This window comes from Pseudomonas syringae group sp. J254-4, assembly GCF_032586855.1.
Classification (GTDB): Bacteria; Pseudomonadota; Gammaproteobacteria; order Pseudomonadales; family Pseudomonadaceae; genus Aquipseudomonas; species Aquipseudomonas amygdali.
In genome coordinates, this window is sequence record NZ_JAWHOO010000005.1 from 141,888 (window position 1) to 161,510 (window position 19,623).

Annotated in this window: 17 protein-coding genes; 6 read left to right on the forward strand and 11 right to left on the reverse strand. The window is 58.3% G+C overall.

Annotation, left to right across the window (positions count from 1 at the left end; all coding sequences use genetic code 11):
• The first annotated feature begins 6 nt into the window (after positions 1-6).
• From atpD to glmS, 5 genes are all read left to right on the forward strand, one after another.
• Positions 7-1,386, forward strand: coding sequence for a F0F1 ATP synthase subunit beta (atpD, locus tag RYB09_RS08785; RefSeq protein ID WP_002555982.1), 1,380 nt, complete (start codon positions 7-9; stop codon positions 1,384-1,386).
• Positions 1,387-1,430: 44 nt separating this feature from the next.
• Positions 1,431-1,856, forward strand: coding sequence for a F0F1 ATP synthase subunit epsilon (locus RYB09_RS08790; protein ID WP_002555981.1), 426 nt, complete (start codon positions 1,431-1,433; stop codon positions 1,854-1,856).
• Positions 1,857-1,981: 125 nt separating this feature from the next.
• Complete coding sequence (glmU, locus tag RYB09_RS08795; protein WP_316887958.1) at positions 1,982-3,349, forward strand: bifunctional UDP-N-acetylglucosamine diphosphorylase/glucosamine-1-phosphate N-acetyltransferase GlmU; 1,368 nt, start codon at positions 1,982-1,984, stop codon at positions 3,347-3,349.
• Between the two features lie 220 nt (positions 3,350-3,569).
• Positions 3,570-4,337: a DeoR/GlpR family DNA-binding transcription regulator gene (locus RYB09_RS08800; protein ID WP_219170677.1), complete on the forward strand. Its 768-nt coding sequence runs from the start codon at positions 3,570-3,572 to the stop codon at positions 4,335-4,337.
• Positions 4,338-4,346: 9 nt separating this feature from the next.
• Positions 4,347-6,182, forward strand: a complete 1,836-nt coding sequence (glmS, locus tag RYB09_RS08805; RefSeq protein ID WP_122259320.1) for a glutamine--fructose-6-phosphate transaminase (isomerizing) — start codon at positions 4,347-4,349, stop codon at positions 6,180-6,182.
• A gap of 264 nt (positions 6,183-6,446) precedes the next feature.
• On the opposite strand, the gene RYB09_RS08810 is transcribed toward glmS, so the two are convergent.
• The 7 genes from RYB09_RS08810 to RYB09_RS08840 form a co-directional block, all read right to left on the reverse strand.
• Positions 6,447-7,253, reverse strand: coding sequence for an isocitrate lyase/phosphoenolpyruvate mutase family protein (locus RYB09_RS08810; protein WP_316887960.1), 807 nt, complete (start codon positions 7,251-7,253; stop codon positions 6,447-6,449).
• Between the two features lie 129 nt (positions 7,254-7,382).
• Complete coding sequence (locus tag RYB09_RS08815; RefSeq protein ID WP_057401615.1) at positions 7,383-8,375, reverse strand: LacI family DNA-binding transcriptional regulator; 993 nt, start codon at positions 8,373-8,375, stop codon at positions 7,383-7,385.
• Positions 8,376-8,442: 67 nt separating this feature from the next.
• Positions 8,443-9,957 carry a glycoside hydrolase family 32 protein gene (locus tag RYB09_RS08820; protein WP_316887963.1) on the reverse strand — a complete coding sequence of 505 codons (1,515 nt, stop codon included), beginning with the start codon at positions 9,955-9,957 and terminating at the stop codon, positions 8,443-8,445.
• Positions 9,954-11,099, reverse strand: a complete 1,146-nt coding sequence (locus RYB09_RS08825) for a sn-glycerol-3-phosphate ABC transporter ATP-binding protein UgpC (RefSeq protein WP_316887965.1) — start codon at positions 11,097-11,099, stop codon at positions 9,954-9,956. The genes RYB09_RS08820 and RYB09_RS08825 overlap by 4 nt, the downstream gene beginning before the upstream one ends.
• 27 nt (positions 11,100-11,126) lie before the next feature.
• Positions 11,127-11,969, reverse strand: coding sequence for a carbohydrate ABC transporter permease (locus RYB09_RS08830; RefSeq protein ID WP_058407670.1), 843 nt, complete (start codon positions 11,967-11,969; stop codon positions 11,127-11,129).
• Entirely contained in the window at positions 11,966-12,928 is a 963-nt protein-coding gene (locus RYB09_RS08835) for a sugar ABC transporter permease (protein ID WP_316887969.1), read from the reverse strand. Before RYB09_RS08835 ends, RYB09_RS08830 begins: the two co-directional genes overlap by 4 nt.
• Positions 12,929-12,949: 21 nt before the next feature.
• Entirely contained in the window at positions 12,950-14,224 is a 1,275-nt protein-coding gene (locus tag RYB09_RS08840; protein ID WP_316887971.1) for an ABC transporter substrate-binding protein, read from the reverse strand.
• Between the two features lie 167 nt (positions 14,225-14,391).
• Here RYB09_RS08840 and RYB09_RS08845 point away from each other — a divergent pair, with 167 nt between their 5' ends.
• Complete coding sequence (locus tag RYB09_RS08845) at positions 14,392-15,969, forward strand: carbohydrate porin (protein WP_316887972.1); 1,578 nt, start codon at positions 14,392-14,394, stop codon at positions 15,967-15,969.
• Between the two features lie 54 nt (positions 15,970-16,023).
• On the opposite strand, the gene RYB09_RS08850 is transcribed toward RYB09_RS08845, so the two are convergent.
• From RYB09_RS08850 to RYB09_RS08865, 4 genes are read right to left on the reverse strand one after another with little or no spacing between them, the layout of a single operon-like run.
• On the reverse strand, positions 16,024-17,028 hold the full coding sequence (locus RYB09_RS08850) for an SdiA-regulated domain-containing protein (protein WP_316887974.1): 1,005 nt from the start codon (positions 17,026-17,028) through the stop codon (positions 16,024-16,026).
• Between the two features lie 41 nt (positions 17,029-17,069).
• Positions 17,070-18,599, reverse strand: coding sequence for an ArnT family glycosyltransferase (locus RYB09_RS08855; RefSeq protein ID WP_316887976.1), 1,530 nt, complete (start codon positions 18,597-18,599; stop codon positions 17,070-17,072).
• Positions 18,596-18,880 carry a lipid-A-disaccharide synthase N-terminal domain-containing protein gene (locus RYB09_RS08860; protein ID WP_010213815.1) on the reverse strand — a complete coding sequence of 95 codons (285 nt, stop codon included), beginning with the start codon at positions 18,878-18,880 and terminating at the stop codon, positions 18,596-18,598. The genes RYB09_RS08855 and RYB09_RS08860 overlap by 4 nt, the downstream gene beginning before the upstream one ends.
• A complete protein-coding gene (locus RYB09_RS08865) occupies positions 18,877-19,620 on the reverse strand; it encodes a glycosyltransferase family 2 protein (protein WP_010213812.1) in 744 nt (247 codons plus the stop codon). Before RYB09_RS08865 ends, RYB09_RS08860 begins: the two co-directional genes overlap by 4 nt.
• Between the last annotated feature and the right edge of the window lie 3 nt (positions 19,621-19,623).

Here is a 19,623-nt window from a genome sequence, read left to right on the forward strand (position 1 = left end):
CAGCTAATGAGTAGCGGACGTATCGTTCAAATCATCGGCGCCGTGATCGACGTGGAATTCCCACGCGATAGCGTACCGAGTATCTACAACGCGCTGGAAGTTCAAAGCGCGGCAGGAACCACCCTGGAAGTTCAGCAGCAGCTGGGCGACGGTGTGGTTCGTACCATTGCGATGGGCTCCACCGAGGGCTTGAAGCGTGGTCTGGAAGTAACAGACTCTGGCGCAGCCATCTCCGTACCGGTCGGTAAAGCGACTCTGGGCCGGATCATGGACGTGCTGGGCAACCCGATCGACGAAGCTGGCCCGATTGCCACCGAAGAGCGCTGGGGCATTCACCGTCCTGCACCGTCCTTCGCTGAGCAGGCTGGCGGCAACGACCTTCTGGAAACCGGCATCAAGGTTATCGACCTGGTCTGCCCGTTCGCCAAAGGTGGTAAAGTCGGTCTGTTCGGTGGTGCCGGTGTCGGCAAGACCGTAAACATGATGGAACTGATCCGTAACATCGCCATCGAGCACAGCGGTTATTCCGTGTTCGCCGGTGTGGGTGAGCGTACTCGTGAGGGTAACGACTTCTACCACGAGATGAAGGATTCCAACGTTCTGGACAAAGTGGCACTGGTTTACGGTCAGATGAACGAGCCGCCGGGTAACCGTCTGCGCGTAGCACTGACCGGCCTGACCATGGCCGAGAAGTTCCGTGACGAAGGTAACGACGTACTGCTGTTCGTCGACAACATCTATCGTTACACCCTGGCCGGTACCGAAGTATCCGCACTGCTGGGCCGTATGCCTTCCGCAGTAGGTTACCAGCCGACTCTGGCTGAAGAGATGGGCACTCTGCAAGAGCGCATCACTTCCACCAAGAATGGTTCGATCACCTCGATCCAGGCCGTATACGTACCAGCGGACGACTTGACTGACCCGTCGCCTGCGACCACGTTTGCCCACTTGGACGCCACCGTCGTACTGTCCCGTGACATCGCTTCCCTGGGTATCTACCCTGCGGTAGACCCGCTGGACTCGACTTCGCGTCAGCTGGACCCGAACGTCATTGGCCAGGAACACTACGACACCGCTCGCGGCGTTCAGTATGTGTTGCAGCGTTACAAAGAGCTGAAAGACATCATCGCGATTCTGGGTATGGACGAGCTGTCGGAGACCGACAAACAGTTGGTTAACCGTGCTCGTAAGATCCAGCGCTTCCTGTCCCAGCCTTTCTTCGTGGCAGAAGTCTTCACCGGTGCTTCGGGTAAATATGTTTCCCTGAAAGACACCATTGCTGGCTTCAAAGGCATCCTCAACGGTGACTACGACCACCTGCCAGAACAAGCGTTCTACATGGTCGGCGGCATCGAAGAAGCGATCGAGAAAGCCAAGAAACTGTAATCCCGGCGCCCGGAAACGGGCGCTAATTAGGTTGAGGCAAGCAAATGGCTATGACAGTCCATTGCGACATCGTCAGCGCGGAAGGGGAAATCTTCTCCGGTCTGGTCGAGATGGTGATTGCGCACGGCAACCTGGGTGATCTCGGTATCGCTCCAGGCCACGCGCCGCTGATCACTGATCTGAAGCCGGGCCCGATCCGCTTGATCAAGCAGGGTGGGGAAGCCGAGGTGTTTTACATCTCCGGTGGTTTCCTTGAGGTTCAGCCGAACATGGTCAAGGTGCTTGCCGATACTGTGCAACGTGCTGCCGACCTGGATGAAGCTTCTGCTCAGGCTGCCGTACTGGCTGCCGAGAAGGCCCTGAACGAGAAAGGCGCAGATTTCGACTACGGCTCTGCAACTGCTCGTCTGGCCGAGGCTGCAGCTCAGCTGCGCACCGTTCAGCAAATTCGCAAGAAGTTCGGCGGCTAACCCCGCTGCATTCGATGCGCGATTGAGAAAAAGGGTAGCCTCGGCTACCCTTTTTCTTTTTTCAGATTTCCTCTTTCAAGTCAGCCCGCCTTCGGTCCGGTTGCCGCTCAGTTGGTAGTCCTATCATGTCTCTCGATATCGTTATTCTCGCTGCTGGCCAAGGTACCCGGATGCGTTCCGCCTTGCCCAAGGTCCTGCATCCCGTGGCTGGCAACTCCATGCTCGGTCATGTTATCCACAGCGCGCGTCAGTTATCCCCAAGTGGAATACACGTCGTGATCGGACACGGCGCGGATGCTGTTCGTGAACAGCTGGCAGCCGATGACCTGAATTTCGTGATGCAGGACAAGCAACTGGGCACAGGCCACGCCGTTGCTCAGGCGCTGCCTGCACTTACGGCTGAGACCGTGTTGATTCTTTATGGCGATGTGCCGTTGATTGAAGTGGAGACGCTTGCGCGCCTGCTCAAACTCGTCAATCCGCAGCAACTGGGCCTGTTGACCGTCACTCTGGACGACCCCACCGGTTACGGCCGCATTGTTCGCGACGAGCAGAATCGTGTCTGCGCGATTGTCGAGCACAAGGATGCGAACGATGCACAGAAGGCAATCACCGAAGGTAACACGGGCATTCTCGCGGTGCCTGCCAAGCGTCTCGCTGACTGGCTGGGGCGGCTGTCCAACAACAACGCCCAAGGCGAGTATTACCTCACTGACGTAATCGCCATGGCCGTCAATGACGGGCTGATTGTTGCCACAGAGCAGCCTTACGACGCAATGGAAGTGCAGGGCGCCAATGATCGCAAACAGCTCTCCGAACTGGAGCGCCATTATCAGATGCGCGAAGCCCGCCGGTTGATGGCAGGTGGTGTGACCCTGCGTGACCCTGCGCGATTCGATGTGCGCGGCGAAGTCAGCGTCGGCCGCGATGTGCTGATCGACATCAACGTTATCCTCGAAGGGAAGGTAGTCATCGAGGACAACGTGGTCATCGGCCCTAACTGCGTGATCAAGGACAGCACCCTGCGCAAAGGGGTCATCGTCAAAGCCAACAGCCACATCGAAGGCGCAATTCTGGGCGAGGGCAGCGATGCCGGCCCGTTTGCACGCCTGCGCCCTGGCAGTGTGCTGGGCGCCAAAGCGCATGTGGGTAACTTTGTTGAACTCAAGAATGCGAATCTGGGCGAGGGTGCCAAGGTCGGCCACCTGACTTACTTGGGCGATGCCGAGATCGGCGCACGTACCAATATCGGTGCCGGCACCATCACCTGCAATTACGATGGGGCCAACAAGCACAAGACCAAGTTGGGTGCAGACGTGTTCATTGGTTCTAACAACTCACTGGTTGCGCCTGTGGATATCTTTGATGGTGCTACGACCGCAGCCGGTTCGACCATCACGCAGAACGTGCCCGCTGAACAACTCGGCGTAGCTCGTGCTCGCCAACGCAACATCGAAGGCTGGAAGCGTCCGGTAAAAATCAGGAAAGACTGAGTTATCCACAGCTCCCGGTGACTCACGTGCCAATGCTCAACATTGGCACGTGTCCATAACTATCCACACCTGACGCTCAAGATAGGACGCGGAGCGTCCAGAACTGCATACCCACGCGGAGCATGGGTACGATCAGGCACAGATACCGAAACCTTGACCAAACCCAAAAAATAGGTTTTGATTGCCTTCGTTATATTTCGAAACGAAACTTAAGGCTGTCATGTCGAAGCGCAATACACCACAACGTCGCCACAACATTCTCGCCCTGCTCAATGAGCTGGGTGAAGTCAGTGTCGACGATTTGGCCAGACGCTTTGAAACTTCTGAAGTTACGATTCGAAAGGATCTGGCGGCCCTCGAAACCAATGGTTTGTTGTTGCGCCGTTACGGGGGCGCAGTGCCGCTTCCTCACGAGCTGATCAGCGAAAGCAGCCAGCCGGTTTCCCGTTACAAACAGGCCATTGCCCGCGCTGCGGTTTCCCGAATTCGCGAGCACGCCAGAATTATTGTCGACAGTGGCAGCACCACGGCTGCGTTGATCCCTGAACTGGGCCAGCAACCTGGTCTGGTGGTCATGACCAACTCACTGCATGTGGCGCGAGCCCTTACTGAGCTGGAACACGAACCGGTCCTGTTGATGACCGGCGGAACGTGGGATCCGCACTCGGAGTCTTTTCAGGGGCAGGTCGCTGAACAGGTACTGCGCTCCTACGATTTCGATCAGTTGTTCATCGGTGCCGACGGCATCGATCTGACTCGTGGCACCACCACGTTCAATGAGCTGCTGGGTTTGAGCCGGGTCATGGCGGAAGTCGCCCGGGAAGTCGTTGTCATGGTCGAGGCCGACAAGGTCGGTCGCAAGATCCCCAATCTGGAGCTGCCCTGGAGCAGTATCCACACCCTTATTACTGATGATCGCCTGCCCAGCGAGGCTCGCGATCAGATACAGGCCCACGGCATCAATCTGATTTGTGCTGCTGTCAGCTAGGAGATAACCATGTGTGGAATCGTCGGCGCCGTTGCTGAACGTAATATCACGGCCATTTTGCTCGAAGGCCTCAAGCGTCTTGAGTACCGCGGCTACGACAGCGCAGGCGTTGCTGTTTTCAGTAACGAAGGCACCCTTGAGCGCCGTCGTCGCTCGGGCAAAGTCAGTGAGCTGGAGCAGGCACTGGAAGGCGAGCCGCTGATCGGCCGTCTGGGTATTGCCCACACCCGTTGGGCGACCCACGGTGCACCGTGCGAACGTAACGCTCATCCACACTTCTCGGCCGATAAACTGGCAGTTGTCCACAACGGCATCATCGAGAACCACGAAGCGCTACGTGAACAGCTGAAAAGCCTGGGTTACGTCTTCGCATCCGATACCGACACCGAAGTCATCGTTCACCTGCTGCACCACAAGCTCAAGGACACGCCAGATCTGGCGGTTGCCCTGAAGGCTGCCGTGAAAGAATTGCACGGTGCCTACGGTCTTGCCGTTATCAACGCTGCACAACCGGATCGCCTGCTGGCCGCCCGCAGTGGCAGCCCGCTGGTGATCGGCATGGGCCTGGGTGAAAACTTCCTGGCCTCCGATCAACTGGCGCTGCGTCAGGTGACCGACCGTTTCATGTACCTGGAAGAAGGCGATATTGCCGAGATCCGTCGCGACAGCGTGCAGATCTGGAACGTCGAGGGTGTGTCGGTCGAGCGTGAAGTGGTGCAATACCATGAAGGCGCCGAAGCCGCTGACAAGGGCGAATATCGTCACTTCATGCTCAAGGAAATCCACGAGCAACCCAAGGTCGTGCAGCGCACCCTCGAAGGTCGCCTGGGGCAACAGCAAGTGCTGGTCCACGCATTTGGTCCACAGGCTGCCGAATTGTTCGCCAAAGTACGCAATGTTCAGATCGTGGCGTGTGGCACCAGCTACCACGCAGGCATGGTCGCGCGTTACTGGCTTGAAGGTCTTGCCGGTATCCCTTGCCAGGTGGAAGTGGCCAGCGAGTTCCGCTACCGCAAGGTCGTGGTTCAGCCGGACACCTTGTTCGTTTCGATCTCGCAATCCGGCGAAACCGCCGACACACTGGCAGCGCTGCGCAACGCCAAGGAACTGGGCTTTCTGGCCAGCCTGGCTATCTGCAACGTCGGCATCAGCTCACTGGTACGTGAATCCGACCTGACCCTGCTAACCCAAGCCGGCCCGGAAATCGGCGTGGCATCGACCAAAGCCTTCACCACCCAACTGGTCGCCTTGCTGCTGCTGACCCTGTCACTCGGTCAGGTCAAAGGATCGTTGGAGGAGGGCGTTGAGGCACAACTGGTCGAGGAACTGCGCCGCCTGCCAACCCGACTCGGCGAAGCCCTGGCAATGGACGGCACCATCGAGAAAGTCGCCGAGCTGTTCGCCGAGAAGCACCACACCCTGTTCCTCGGTCGTGGCGCGCAATTCCCGGTAGCAATGGAAGGCGCACTCAAGCTCAAAGAAATCTCCTACATCCACGCCGAAGCCTATCCGGCTGGCGAGCTGAAACACGGCCCGCTGGCGCTGGTCGATGCCGACATGCCGGTCGTCACCGTCGCGCCGAACAACGAACTGCTGGAAAAACTCAAATCCAACCTGCAGGAAGTACGCGCCCGCGGCGGCGAACTGATCGTGTTCGCGGATGAGCTGGCTGGGCTCAAGAACGGCGAAGGCACTCACGTCATCGCCATGCCGCACATCATCGATGCCTTGGCACCGATTCTGTACACCATTCCGTTGCAGCTGCTTTCGTATTATGTGGCGGTGTTGAAAGGGACGGATGTTGACCAGCCGAGGAACCTGGCGAAGTCGGTGACGGTGGAGTGAGTTATCCACAGGGGGAAATGTTTGGTATTTGTGAATTAACATCGTCGCAAGCGGCCGCTTTTCCCCCACCTGTTTCCCTTAAGCCACGAACATCGCTGGCTTAGGTCCCTGAAAAGCACCGGTCCGGAGTGTTCTGCATCCGCGGTGATGTTCCTTAAATGGCCTATCACCGCGCCGCGTTACCTAAGTAGGGATGTCGCGGAAGACGTCATGGCCCCATGCTCCTGAGCACTTTTCGCTCAAGCTGCCCAAGGGCCTGTCGCTTTATCCACGCTCCGCCATCAAGCCATTCAACTTCCCATACGTAAAACCCGTAAGCGCCTGCGTATCCAGCTGCCCGCGCTCGATGAAAGAGCGGGCCAGCCCTTCCATCGCGCCGTACAGGAACTCCGCAATACTGGAACCAGCGCTCAGGCGTCTAACGCCTAGGCGCTGCAGTTCTTTGGGCGCTGACAGCCCATCGCGTGCAAGCAGGTTCACCGGCAGTGGGGAGGCGTTGCAGAGTGTGGAAATCTCGGCGGGCGTGACCATACCTGCGGCGAAAAGGCCGTTGGCTCCTGCTTGTGCATAAAGCGCTGCACGCCGGATGATTTCATCGAGACGCTGGGAGGCGGGCACCAGGCTTTTCAGATAGACGTCACTGCGCGCATTGATGAATAGGTTAACGCCGTGCTTGTTGGCGACTTCTCGGGCAACTCCGATTTTGCGCACAAGTACCTCCGGTGGTGCGGCACCGTCTTCGATGTTGATACCCACGGCACCTGAAGCGACAACTGCTTCGACAACCTTGGCAACGTGTTGGAGGTCGTCGGAGTAACCGGCCTCAATGTCTACGGTCAGGGGGACGTGCAGTATTCGCGTCATGGATTCAACGCTGGCCGCCAGCCGCGTAAGGGGGAGCTGGTTACCATCGGCGTAACCATGCCCCCATGCCATGCCCGCACTGCTGGTAGCGATCGCGGCGGCACCCAATGACTCTACGACTCTTGCGCCGCCTGCATCGCTGACATTGGCCAGGATCAAAAGGCCATTCTTGTGCAACTCATGAAAAACATTGTCCAGTGGTTTCATAACACTTCCTGTCTGAAAGTTGCCATCTGTTGACCTTGGCAGGCAGGCGACTGGAGGTAGAAGCCGTCCGCTATACAAGCGTGGTTACTCCGCGTTGAGGCGCGATCCAGCCCACACAAGCCCTTCATTTCATAACGATTCCCTCACCACAAGCGGGCAATCTACCGGCTGGGCACCCGAGACTTCGAGGCCATCGATCAAGTACCGGGCGGCATTGCGACCGATCTCGTAATACGGCAGTTGCACGGTGGTCAGCGCAGGGATGAACAGTTCGGAGATGCCGATCATATTGTCATAGCCCAGCACGGCGACATCACCGGGGATTTTCAGGCCACGACCCAGCAGCAATTGATAGGCACAAAAGGCTATGCGGTCATTGCCGCAGATCAGAATATCGAACTGCGGACGGCCATCAATCATGTGCCGTTCGAGGATGGCTGCGGTTTCCCCATAGGCGTCGTGCTCGGAGAGGTCGTACTGCAAGAGTTCGCCGGTAGCCATGCCGAATGCCTGGCAGGCACGCTGCATACCCGCCTGGCGAATTTTCCAGGCCAGGCTCTTTTTTGGCAGATTGATAAACAACGGACGTCGGTAGCCCTGGCTGAACGCATGGTGCAAGGCGCGGTACTGCCCTGTTTCGTCGTCTGGCACATAACTGACGAGGCTGCTGTCATCGGCTACGCAGTTGGCGAGCACCAGCGGTTTGCTTTTCAAGCGCTGGGGAATAGTCACTTCGCGCAACCCCATGGCGCTGAAGATCAACCCGTCAGGTCGGTGGGACAGCATCAGGTCGACGTTCTGGTCGGTGGGCGGGTTGCTTAGCAGGTTGAGGATAAATACGTTCCAGCCTGCTTGCTGTGCGGTCTGTTCGATGGACAGCAGCAGCTCGACCGCGAACGGCGTTGTCGCGGTGTCCAGCGCAAACACTCCGATGGTTCGTGTCTGCAAGTTGTCGCCGCGAATCCTGCGCGCTGACAGGCTGGGTACAAATTGAAGCTCGTCAATCGCGCTACGGACTCGCTGATACGTCTCGGGGCTCAGTTTTTCCGGATTATTGAGTGCCCGAGATACCGTCATCAGGGACACACCGGCCAATCGTGCAACGTCTTTAACTGAGGTCATGCAAGGCGGGGCCTGTCAGGTTGACTGATAATTATCATGCTACAGAGGCCTGATTTTTTTCGCGACTTCAATGATTTACCTGTAAGTATCCCGAGGAGAGTTCCCAGGCGTTGGCAATGCGCACCCGGCCTCCAGTTCCATTGGCAATAAGCTTGACCCCCAGGCTGTCGGTCTGTGGATAAAGGCGGCTACTGAAGCTGAAGCGGCCGTTTTGCTCGAATACCTCAATGGATGAGCGATCCAGGAAGACTCGCAACTCAAGCCGCTCCTGTTGTGGGTCTATTGCCACGCTGCGTTGACCGCTGACGTGGGTGCCCGACTGATCGCGGTCCAGTATCAAACGTTTTAGCGACGCATCGTAGTAAAGCAGAGTTTGCTCCTTGCCATCTGAACTACAACGCAATGCCACTCCCAGGTGACCATCGATGCAGTCGAGCAGGTCCAGGTACACGTGGATTTCGAGCAGATCGCCGTGTACGTCGGTCAGCCACTGGGTGCCCGCTTCGCTCCACCAGGGAGTGCCTGGCAATGACGTGTTGCGCAACGCTGTCAGTTCGCGCGCGGGGTGTACGCAAAGGCGATCGTCATGCAATTCGAGTTCGCGTGGCAGGCCGAGCATTCCGCGCCAGTGATGGTTTGCAGTGGGGGTCGGGCTTTCCCACATATCGAGCCACGCCCACACCAGACGTCTGCCATCGGCAGCCACAAGGGTCTGCGCAGCATAGAAGTCGTGGCCGTTATCCAGTTCGATAAAGGGCCCGCCGTTGAACTGCCATTGGCTGTCGATTTGGCCCACTCGGTAGCCGGTATGAAACTTGTTTAGTCGCTCGTAGCCCTGGGCTGGCATGCCTTGCGGGGAGTAAAGCAGTACATCGCGTCCATCAAGGCGAAACAGGTCTGGGCATTCCCACATATAACCATCGCCTTCGTTGCCACTGGACACATAGCTCACGAATTCCCAGGCGTGCAGGTCCGCAGACCGGTACAACGGCAGCAGCGGCTCGTCGCCCAGGCGCGCGCCGGCAATCAGGTACCAGTGGTCATCCTGCTGCCAGACCTTCGGGTCACGGAAATGAATGATCGTGTCTTGCGGCGGGCTGTCGATGACGGCGCCGTGTTTGACGAAGTTGATGCCGTCCAGACTGGTGGCCAGGCACTGCACCTGACGGATGAAACGCTCGTCGCCCACATCACCCAGCCACGTGTGCCCGGTGTAGATCAGCGCCAGGGTGTCGTCATATACCACTGCACTGCCGGAAAAACAGCCGTCCCGGTCGAAGTCATCACCGGGTGCCAGGGCAATGGGCAGGTGCTGCCAATGGACCAGATCGGCACTCTTTGCATGGCCCCAGTACATCGGGCCCCATTTCGCGTCGAACGGGTGGTGCTGATAGAACACGTGATATTCGCCACGAAAGAACACTACCCCGTTAGGGTCATTCATCCAGCCCGCAGGCGGGGCTAGGTGATAACCGGGTCGATAATCGTGGATTACCTGCGCCAGGCTATCCCTCAATGCATGGTGCGCGCGCTCAAGGGCGGTGGACATTGGACCTTTCATGGCATTCACAGAAAAACTCATAGGGAACCCGCTTGTACGAAGTGCGGCGTGGTGTCGTGGGCCAGGTGTTGGTCGGCGTCAGAGTGGCGTTTCAAGGCCAGGCCATCGGCGTCGAACACGTGCAGATTTTCGGTATCGAAATGCAGCGCGACCCGGTCGCCCACCTGCCATCCGGCTTTTGCTTCGCACCGGCAGATCAAGGGTTCGTTCTCGTCTGTAGCGAGGTGCACGTAGACCTCGCTGCCCAGGTATTCGACACCGGTCACGGTGACGCCAGTGCCACTGTTCGCTGCACTTAGAGATATGTGTTCCGGACGGACACCCAGGGTCAATTGCGCGTCTTCGGCAAGGCTCGAGCTGTCGAAGGGCAGGGATGTCATGCCCAGTGCCGGGATATCGATCAGGCTGTTGCGGCTTGGTACGTGCAAGCGTACTGACAGAAAATTCATTCTCGGCGAGCCCAGAAAACCGGCGACGAAGTGGCTGGCGGGGCGCTCGTAGAGTTCGCGTGGTGAGCCAACCTGTTCGACCTGACCGCCGTTGAGGACGACAATTTTGTCAGCCAGGGTCATGGCCTCTACCTGATCGTGAGTGACGTAAATCATGGTCGAGCCCAGCCGTTTGTGGAGATGGGCGATTTCGTTGCGCATCTGCACCCGCAACGAGGCATCGAGGTTGGAGAGCGGTTCATCGAACAACAAAATGTCCGGTTCCCGCGCCATGGCTCTGCCCATTGCAACACGCTGGCGCTGCCCACCGGACAGCTCTCTGGGTTTGCGTTGCAGCAGTTTTTCCAGTTGCAGGATCTGTGCGGTTTTCAGCACGCGTTCGCGCAGGCTGCCTTTTTCAGTCTTGGCCAGCTTGAGACCGAAACTGATGTTGTCGTAGACGCTCATGTGCGGATACAAAGCGTAAGACTGAAAGACCATGCCGACGCCACGCTCGCGCGGTTCCAGGTCATTGACCCGGCGTCCGTCGATCAGCAGGTCGCCACCACAGATCGAGTCCAGTCCGGCAATCAAGCGCAGCAGCGTCGACTTTCCGCAGCCCGAAGGGCCAACGAACACAACGAACTCACCTGCAGCGATCTCCAGGCTGACGTCGCGCAGAATACGTGTGCCGCCCAATTGCTTGTTGATGTTGGCTAGCTTCAATTTCATCATGATGCTGTTCCTCGTCAGTTGTGTGCATCAACCTTTCAACGCGCCTGCAGTGAGGCCGGAAACGATGCGGCGCTGGAAGATCAGCACCAGAATCACCAAGGGGACGGTCACCAGTACCGACGCCGCCATCAACAGACCCCAGGGCAATTCGTGAGAGCTGCCACCTGAAATCAGGGCGATGGCGACCGGGACCGTTCGTTGGGCATCTGTCAGGGTGAAGGTCAGGGCAAACAGGAATTCGTTCCACGCGGCAATAAAAGCCAGCAGGCCGGTGGTGACCAGCGCGGGCCACAGCAGTGGCAACAGCACACGGGTGAGCGTGACCCAAGGCGAGGCACCATCCATGATTGCCGCTTCCTCCAGTTCATGCGGCAGTTGCCCCATGAACGTGGTCAGCACCCAGACGGTGAAGGGCAGGGTGAAAATCGTGTAGCTGAGGATCAACGCCCATGAGGTGTTATAGAGACCCAGCGCGCGGATGACTTCAAACAGCCCCGACAGCACCGCGACCTGAGGAAACATGGAGACGCCGAGAACCATCATCAGGACCGTGCCGCGCCCACGGAACTTGACCCTGCCCAAGGCATAGGACGCGGTCAGACCGAGAAACAGCGCCAGCATCACGACACTCAGCGCAACCACCAGCGAGTTGGCGATGGCCTGCAGGAATGACGGCTGGCTGAGAACTGCCGCGTAATTGGAGAAGTCGGGTTTGGCAATCCAGTAGCTAGCCTCGAACAAGGCACTGGAAGGCTTCAGCGATGTCACGATGGCGTAGTAGAAAGGGAAGATCGCGTAGAGCAGCAAGATCCCGATCAGGCACCAGAAACCTGCACGTAAGAGTGCTTTCTTCAGTTGGCGCAGGTTCATGAACGCACCTCCAGTTGGCGACGGCCGAGGTACAGATAAAGCATGGCAATCACTGCCACGACCAGAAACAGCAGGGTCGAGGCTGCGCTGCCGTAGCCTACGTCCTGGAATTCCACCAAATGCTGGCGGGCATAGACCGACATGCTCATGGTGCTCGAGGAATTGGAGGTCAGCACATAGATGACGTCGAACACCCGTAGTGAGTCGAGGATGCGAAAGATTGCCGCGACCAACAAGGCCGGCATCAGCAACGGCAACGTGACACGCCAGAACACCCGCAGCGGATGAATGCCGTCAACCCTGGCAGCCTCGTAGCAATCGCTTGGCAGCATCTGCAGGGCCGCCAGCATCAGCAAGGTGACGAAGGGCACGGTCTTCCAGACGTCGACAATGATGACAGCCCACATCGACAGGTCCGCATCTGCCGTCCAGGCCAGCGGCGCGTCGATCAGGCCCAGGCTCAGCATCATGTGGTTGATGATGCCGAACTGGTCATTGAGCATCCATGACCAGATCTTCGCCGAGACAATAGTCGGAATCGCCCAAGGGATCAGGATCAACGCACGGACCAGCGCGCGGCCGGTGAACTTGACGTTCAACAGCAACGCCACCAACAGGCCCAGGACCATTTCCAGCCCTACCGACACCACGGTGAAATGCAAGGTGTTGCGCACCGCGTTCCACCATTGCGGATCGACCAGGACGCCTGACCAGAGGTTGCCGTCGTAGAGCAGATAATTGCTCAGGCCAATGAATGCGCCGCCTTCAGTGTCCGACAGGTCGGCGTCGGTAAGGCTGAACCAGAAAGTGCTAAGTAACGGCCAGGCCGCCACCAGCGTCAGGCACACCAGCATCGGCGTCAGAAACAGCCAGGCGGCACGTAACCTGCGACGTTGCACAGGCGTTTCCCGGGTAATCAGGACGTCGTCACCGGGAAAGTCGATAGAAGAGGAAGGCATGTTGATCTCCTTACATGTGGCTTACCAGTTCCGGCGTTTGATGCGCGTCAGGTCGCGCTCCAGGTCGACCAGTGCCTGATCGACCGGCAAATCGCCCGCCAGCACGCTATGCACTCGATCAAAGAACGCGTTGGAGACACGCGGGTAGCCGCTGGCGGTGATGGCGGCAGGGCGCATGACCCCATTGCTGAGGATGCCGTGCAACTGGGTGTAGTAAGGCATCGCCGCGAGCAACTCGGGGTCGGTATAAAGCGACTCGATAACCGGGTTGTAAGCGCCTGCCAGGGCACGCTGTTTTTGCTGTTGGGCACTGGTCAGGTACGCCACCAGTTCTGCGGCAAGCTTGGGGTTGCTGCTGTATCGCGATACCGCCAGGCCCCAGCCTCCGAGCGTGGAAGCATGAGTACCGTTCGCACCGCCACGCGGCAGGGGAGCGACGCCAACCTTGTCTTTTACCGCGCTGTCCTTGCTTTGCACCAAGGCCCAGACGTAAGGCCAGTTACGCATGAACAGCGCGTTACCCGACTGGAATACACCGCGCCCTTCTTCCTCGGTGTAATTGAGTACGCCGCGCGGGGAGATGTCGCCGACCCAGCTTTTTGCCAGGGTCAATGCGGCTCTTGAGGCCTGGCTGTTCACCACGATGTCTCCTCGTGGGCTGATCAGTCCGCCGTCCGGCTGGCTGCTGATCCATTCCAGGGCGTTGCACGTCAGGCCTTCATAGGCGCGCCCCTGGAAAACATAGCCCCACATATTGGCGTTGCCCGCATCGCGCTCGGCCTGTTGCACTTGCCTGGCGGTAGCGGTCATGTCCTCCCAGGTCTGGGGGATAGGCTTTTGGTATTTTTCGAGCAAATCCTTGCGGTAGTACAGCAGCCCCGAGTCGGTGAACCAGGGCATTGTCACCAGCCGGCCGTCGACCGTGGCGTTGTCCACCTGTGCCTGGAAATAGCCTTGTGTCGCATTCGCTGGAAGCAGCTCGCGCAGGTCCGTCAGGTGCGTGGCGAGCATGCCCGGCCACACCATGTCGATCTGGATGATGTCGATGTCGGTGGACTTGGCGCTGAGGATCTGCTGGTAGAACGACAGGCGCTCGGTTGCAGAGTTAGGCGTGGAAACCACCTGAACGTTGTTGCCGGTCTGTTTTGACCAGCTATCGACTGCCTCCTTGCACAGTTGCAATTCAGCGCCGACGGCCCCGCACGAGATCGTCAGATCGGCTGCGTTCGACAGCGCAGAAAACCCGGCAGACAGGGTGAGCAGCGCGGCGGGAAGAAGAGATTTCAGCTGTTTCATAGAGCCCTCTTTATTTTTGTTTTTATAAAAGTTAACGTTAACATCGTCAATGTAACAGCGTATTTTCGATGTGGCACCCTTTTTTCTCCGATTTGCACAATTTTGTGCTGAAGGAAAAAGGCTCGGCCAACGTCACGAAAACAATAAAAACAAAACAGGAAGTCCACATGCAGAACGCATCAAGATGGCTACTCGCAGGGGTACTCGGCACCTCGACAACCGTCTCTCAGGCCGCGACTCTGGAAGAGCGGATGGCCGCATTCGAAGCCCGTGCCAGCGCTGCGGAAAAACGTGCAGCCGCAGCCGAACAGCAAACCCAGGCGCTCGCCAGGGAACTTCAGCAACTCAAACTCTCGACCCCCGTTGCGCAGCCTGCCGCACCCACTTCTGCGTCCACCGTTGCGGCCAGTTCACAGCCGGCTCTGGATGATCGCGTGGCAAAACTCGAAGCCCGCCAGCAAAGCATGGACAAGCCAGGCAGTGCCGGACACCTCACCGACGGGTTCAGCTTCAAGGGCTACGCTCGCTCCGGTCTATTGATCAACGACGGTTTGGGCGGCGGTCGCGGTGGGCCTTATACAACCCCCGCAGGTTCAGTCGGTGGTGCGGTCGGGCGGCTGGGTAACGAAGACGACACCTACATGCGCTTCGATCTGTCGAAAGAAATCTACGCGCAGAACGGCACGCGTTCCAAATTCACGGTCTCCATCGCCGACGGCGTTGAAAGCTATAACGACTGGACGGCCACCGAAAGCAGCCTGAACGTGCGTCAGGTATTTACCGAACTCGACCACATTGCCGCCTTCAAGGGTAATTCGGTGTTCGAGAACGCCACGCTGTGGGCCGGCAAGCGCTTCGACAGGGATAATTTCGATATCCACTGGCTGGACTCGGACGTGGTCTTTCTGGCCGGTACCGGTGGCGGTATCTACGATGTGCAGATGAACAAGGACTGGCGCTCGAACTATTCCCTGATTGGACGTAACTACGGAGATTTCAGTGAGGGCGGCGTCGATGCCGATGTGGAAAGCTACATCCTGACCTCCAACCAATTCTTCGCCAATGGTCAGTGGCAGTGGATGTTCAACGCCATTGGCGCAAAGAAAAACGACGTCGGTACGCGCACTAATCAAGCGGGTTTTGCGCCCGCAGATTCAGGCCTGCACACCATGTTGGCCAATCACCAGAAAGACTTTTTCGGCAGGGAAGGCTTCTTCAAGACGGCGTTGCTCTATGGGCAGGGCCTGGGGGCTCAGGTCAAGGACATTGGCGCAGATGGCGAACTGATCGACGACGCCCGCGCGGTGCGTCTGGCGATGTACGGCGAGACGCCTGTTGCGCCGGGATGGCGCATCGGCCCGAGCTTGCTGGCCGAGCAGAGCAAAGACCGCTACGTCAAAGGCGACGATTACCGCTGGCTCACTCTGAACATGCGCCTGGCCAACGAGATCAACAGTAACTTCGAGATGGCCTACGAGTTGAGTTGGCAAACCATGGACCTTGACCCCAAAGGCTACCTGCAACGCAATGCAGTCGACGGCAACTTCTGGAAGTTTACGGTTGCGCCGACCTTCAAGCCGGACATGGGTGACCTGCTAACGCGTCCCGAATTGCGAGTGTTCGCAAGCCTCATGAACTGGTCTTCGGATCTGGACCGCTACAGCACGACCGGCAACTTCGGCAAAAGTGATTTCAACTCCGGTGGTGTCTGGCAGTTCGGCATCCAGATGGAAACCTGGTTCTAGTGCGGTAGTTCAGATGTGCCAGTGAAAATTCAGGCTCTCAATTCATTGCTGCGCTCAGGGCCTGATTTCTTCAACGGGTTGTTTCGGCACTTTAGAGAACTTGTAAAACAGATTTGGCTCGCTGACGACGTACAAGTTGCCGTCGCGATCCATGGTCAGGCCTTCAGGTTGGGGAGCGCTGTTCTGGAGGTCGGAAAATGTACCCAGCAGTGATCGAATGCTGACGAAACGCCCTTTACCGTCCAGTTCTGTGATCGAGCGTGACTGATCGCTGAGCAGCAGTAAATGACCGGTTCGCGGATCGTAGTAACCGTCTGAAAGGTCGCGTGCAGCGACACTTTTCGTTATCCAGTCCAGCCGGTCGGCAATTTTGATCTGCAAACGGCCCTGATCGATGGAGAGCAGAACTCCGGAAACCTCGAACATCTGGCGCGGATCGCGTTCCTTGATCGCGAACAGGCGGTCGTTGGCAGGATCATAGGTCACGCCCTCAAATCCCTTGTTCTGGTTACTTGGGTTGATCAGTAGCGCAATGAACTGGGCTTCCTCGACGTGGATTGGGCGTGCTTGCGTCGGCAACGTGATGATGTCCAGTTGCTGGAGATCTTCATCGCACAGCACGATGCGACCGTTACCCAGATAAGCCACGCCTTCTGTGTCGTCGAAACCGATCAATGGGTAGCGAGCGATTATGTCGCCGTTCGCGTCCAGCGCCAGCAGTTGCATGGGGCCTTTGTTGGTCACTGCCAGCAGTCGATCATTGTCGTAGTCGTAGGTTATCCCGGAGATATTGGCGACGTCCGGGGCAAGTGGTTTGGCGTCGATAACCACATGGAAATCCGGCAACCAGATATTCTTTTCGGCTGCCGTATTGCCCTTCAACCAGGTACGACCGTAATGGTACAGCTGTTGGTGGACCTGAAAGTGTGCCGACACGGCGTAAGCCAGCAGCAGAACCCCCAGAGCACCTGCACTCAGCACTATCTGTGCGAGTGATACCTGCCTTCGAGCGACATTCGACCACGTCAGCCGCTTTGCCTTGATCGTTTCCAACTGCATGGCTTCAGGCACTCCCGCGTGTTGGGCGGCTGGGCGGGCGATTAATCAACATTCTGCTGCCAGGCGAAGCGATAGGCTTTCATGAGCGGTTCCGGTTTACACAGGCCGTTGTCGGCATCGGCATCGACGATGAACCAGTCAGCTCTGGAGGTCTGACCCAGCGGCCGGGCTTTTTCCGGCAAGAAGCAATTGGCCAATTGTTCATCCGGGACCAGAGCAAAGGTGCCGGGATGTTCTCGTAGCCAACGGGCTGACTGTTCGATTGCCGATGGCTTGGCAAAACCGAAATGCACGATGGGTTGGCGTGCATACAGCCAGTGGCCCTCTCGCCAGTTGACCAGTACCAGGTCGGCTCCCTGGGTGACGCTGGCGGCTTGTTCCATCAGGTTCTTGTGTGGATTTTCTCCCTCTATGACGGGTTCGATGAACCCTCTGGCGAACCACAGGCTGAGCCAGACAACCACCACTGCGGGGACCAGTCGCCCAGCCCTGACGCGGTCGTGGAACCAGCGTTTCAACAACCAGGGCAGCAAGGGGGCGGCGACCAGTACCAGACCGGGCAGCGCCGGAAAGATGTAGATCTTGCGTTTGCCACTGGAGAGGCTGAAGAACAACAGCACCAGCAAGACCCAGCCGAGCAGTACCAGAACCCGGCCATCCCGCTTGCTCAGTTGTCGGCGCCATGCCGGGATCAGCCAGGGCAGCACCAGCACCAATGGCAGCCAATACTGGGGGATGACTTTGACGAAGAAATACCAGAATGGCTCGCGATGGTCCCAGGCGCTGGCGTAGCGATTAGCCGTCTGGTGCAAGAGTATTTCCTGCACATAGGCGAAGCCTTCCGGCCCGCCATCACGCACGACCGAGATAACCATCGGCACCAGCCACAGGCAGCATGCAAGTAATAACGCCAGTAGACCCAGCGCCCAGCGGCCTATCTGTCCAGGCATGGCCACGACACCGGGCCAGCCTTTACGCGTGGCATAGGCGTAAGGGATCAACATCAATGCGGGAACAAAACCGACGCCCTTGGTGATAATGCCCAGGCCCATGGCCGCACAGCTGAAATAAAACCAGCCCCAGGCCGGTCCGAGCAACAAGTGGCGAACCAGCCCATAGAAGCCCAGCGCAATCCATAAGCACAGGAAGCTATCGATTTGTCCGGTGCGCAGGATGCTGTAGGTCTGATAGGTCGCCAGGAACAGCAAGGCGGCGTACCGTCCGATACGTCGGTTCCACAGACGGCTGCCCAGATCGTAGAGGACTGCGGTGGTCGCGCCTGCAGAGAGCAGCCCGGGCAGGTAAAGCGCGATGTTCGGGCTGCCCGTCAACCAGATGAAGAATGCGGTAGCCCACATGAACAGCGGCGGCTTGTCGGCATAAATCTCCCCGGCCCTGTGCGGGACGAACCACGAGCCGTTCTGCAGCATTTCCAGAGCAACGCCCAGAAAACGTTCTTCGTCCACGTTCTGCGGTAGACGCAGGCCCAGGCCGGCACCGACCAGTAAAACGGCCAGTGCGACCAGTAGCCATCCCTCGAGGCGAGGCGAAAGTTGAGTTCGCAACGTCATTGCTCCTCGGGTGTCTTGGCCTGTCGGCTGATCAGCTGCAGGTTGCGCATGTACACCAGCAGACCAAAGGACTGGCCGGCAATGAAGACCGGGTCCTGTCGATAAATGGCGTAGGCCAGCAAGATAGTGCTGCCCAGCATGCTCAGGTACCAGAAGCCCACCGGAATGATGCTGCGCTTCTTGAATTCGCTGTACAGCCATTGCAGGACAAAGCGTCCGGTAAAGACGGCCTGCCCGACAAAGCCGAGGATCAGCCAGAAGGTTTCGTTGTCCGGTTTCATGACCGTAGTTCCTGTGCCTCAACATCCAGGCGGGTGCGGCGGATCAACCACCAGACCCCGACCAGATCCAGAATGCCCACCAGTGCGCGGTCCAGATTGCCGTACTTGGACACGCCGGCCTGGCGATGGCGGTGGTTGACGGGGTGCGTGACCATACGGCCGTTATGCCGCTGAATCAGCGCTGGAATGAACCGGTGCATATGGTCGAAGTACGGCAGGCGCAGAAAAGCTGCTCGCTCAATCAGTTTCAGACCGCAACCGGTGTCTGGGGTAGCGTCCTTGAGAAGGCGACTGCGCAGGCCGTTTGCGAATCGCGATGCCCAGCGTTTACTGGCCGTATCGCGACGATTCACACGGTGCCCTGCCACCAGCTGGATCGCCCCGGGGCCTGCTTCGTGAGCGCGTACCAACGCCAGCATTCCTGGAATGTCCGCAGGGTCGTTCTGACCGTCACCGTCCAGGGTCGCCAGCCAGGTGCCGTTGGCCGCCAGTGCCGCGTGATAGACCGAGGTGCTCTGCCCGAGCGACTGCTCGTGGCGCAGGATCCGCAACACGGTCAGCCCGCTGTCCTTGAGGTGAGTCAGCACTTTCAAGGTGTCGTCTGTGCTGCCGTCATCAACGACCAGGATCTCGTAGCGCTCACCGTCCAGCGCTGTGCAAATCTCTTTTATCAGGCTGGGCAGGTTATCGGCTTCATTTTTGGCCGGTATCACGACGGAGAGAAAGGTGGGCGTGGTCATGGA

What these genes read in the sequence shown, in the direction of transcription:
- atpD (WP_002555982.1), top strand. Translation starts at nt 7, where the DNA reads ATGAGTAGCGGACGTATCGTTCAAATCATCGGCGCCGTGATCGACGTG.
- RYB09_RS08790 (WP_002555981.1), top strand. Translation starts at nt 1,431, where the DNA reads ATGGCTATGACAGTCCATTGCGACATCGTCAGCGCGGAAGGGGAAATC.
- glmU (WP_316887958.1), top strand. Translation starts at nt 1,982, where the DNA reads ATGTCTCTCGATATCGTTATTCTCGCTGCTGGCCAAGGTACCCGGATG.
- RYB09_RS08800 (WP_219170677.1), top strand. Translation starts at nt 3,570, where the DNA reads ATGTCGAAGCGCAATACACCACAACGTCGCCACAACATTCTCGCCCTG.
- glmS (WP_122259320.1), top strand. Translation starts at nt 4,347, where the DNA reads ATGTGTGGAATCGTCGGCGCCGTTGCTGAACGTAATATCACGGCCATT.
- RYB09_RS08810 (WP_316887960.1), bottom strand. Translation starts at nt 7,253, where the DNA reads ATGAAACCACTGGACAATGTTTTTCATGAGTTGCACAAGAATGGCCTT.
- RYB09_RS08815 (WP_057401615.1), bottom strand. Translation starts at nt 8,375, where the DNA reads ATGACCTCAGTTAAAGACGTTGCACGATTGGCCGGTGTGTCCCTGATG.
- RYB09_RS08820 (WP_316887963.1), bottom strand. Translation starts at nt 9,957, where the DNA reads ATGAGTTTTTCTGTGAATGCCATGAAAGGTCCAATGTCCACCGCCCTT.
- RYB09_RS08825 (WP_316887965.1), bottom strand. Translation starts at nt 11,099, where the DNA reads ATGATGAAATTGAAGCTAGCCAACATCAACAAGCAATTGGGCGGCACA.
- RYB09_RS08830 (WP_058407670.1), bottom strand. Translation starts at nt 11,969, where the DNA reads ATGAACCTGCGCCAACTGAAGAAAGCACTCTTACGTGCAGGTTTCTGG.
- RYB09_RS08835 (WP_316887969.1), bottom strand. Translation starts at nt 12,928, where the DNA reads ATGCCTTCCTCTTCTATCGACTTTCCCGGTGACGACGTCCTGATTACC.
- RYB09_RS08840 (WP_316887971.1), bottom strand. Translation starts at nt 14,224, where the DNA reads ATGAAACAGCTGAAATCTCTTCTTCCCGCCGCGCTGCTCACCCTGTCT.
- RYB09_RS08845 (WP_316887972.1), top strand. Translation starts at nt 14,392, where the DNA reads ATGCAGAACGCATCAAGATGGCTACTCGCAGGGGTACTCGGCACCTCG.
- RYB09_RS08850 (WP_316887974.1), bottom strand. Translation starts at nt 17,028, where the DNA reads ATGCAGTTGGAAACGATCAAGGCAAAGCGGCTGACGTGGTCGAATGTC.
- RYB09_RS08855 (WP_316887976.1), bottom strand. Translation starts at nt 18,599, where the DNA reads ATGACGTTGCGAACTCAACTTTCGCCTCGCCTCGAGGGATGGCTACTG.
- RYB09_RS08860 (WP_010213815.1), bottom strand. Translation starts at nt 18,880, where the DNA reads ATGAAACCGGACAACGAAACCTTCTGGCTGATCCTCGGCTTTGTCGGG.
- RYB09_RS08865 (WP_010213812.1), bottom strand. Translation starts at nt 19,620, where the DNA reads ATGACCACGCCCACCTTTCTCTCCGTCGTGATACCGGCCAAAAATGAA.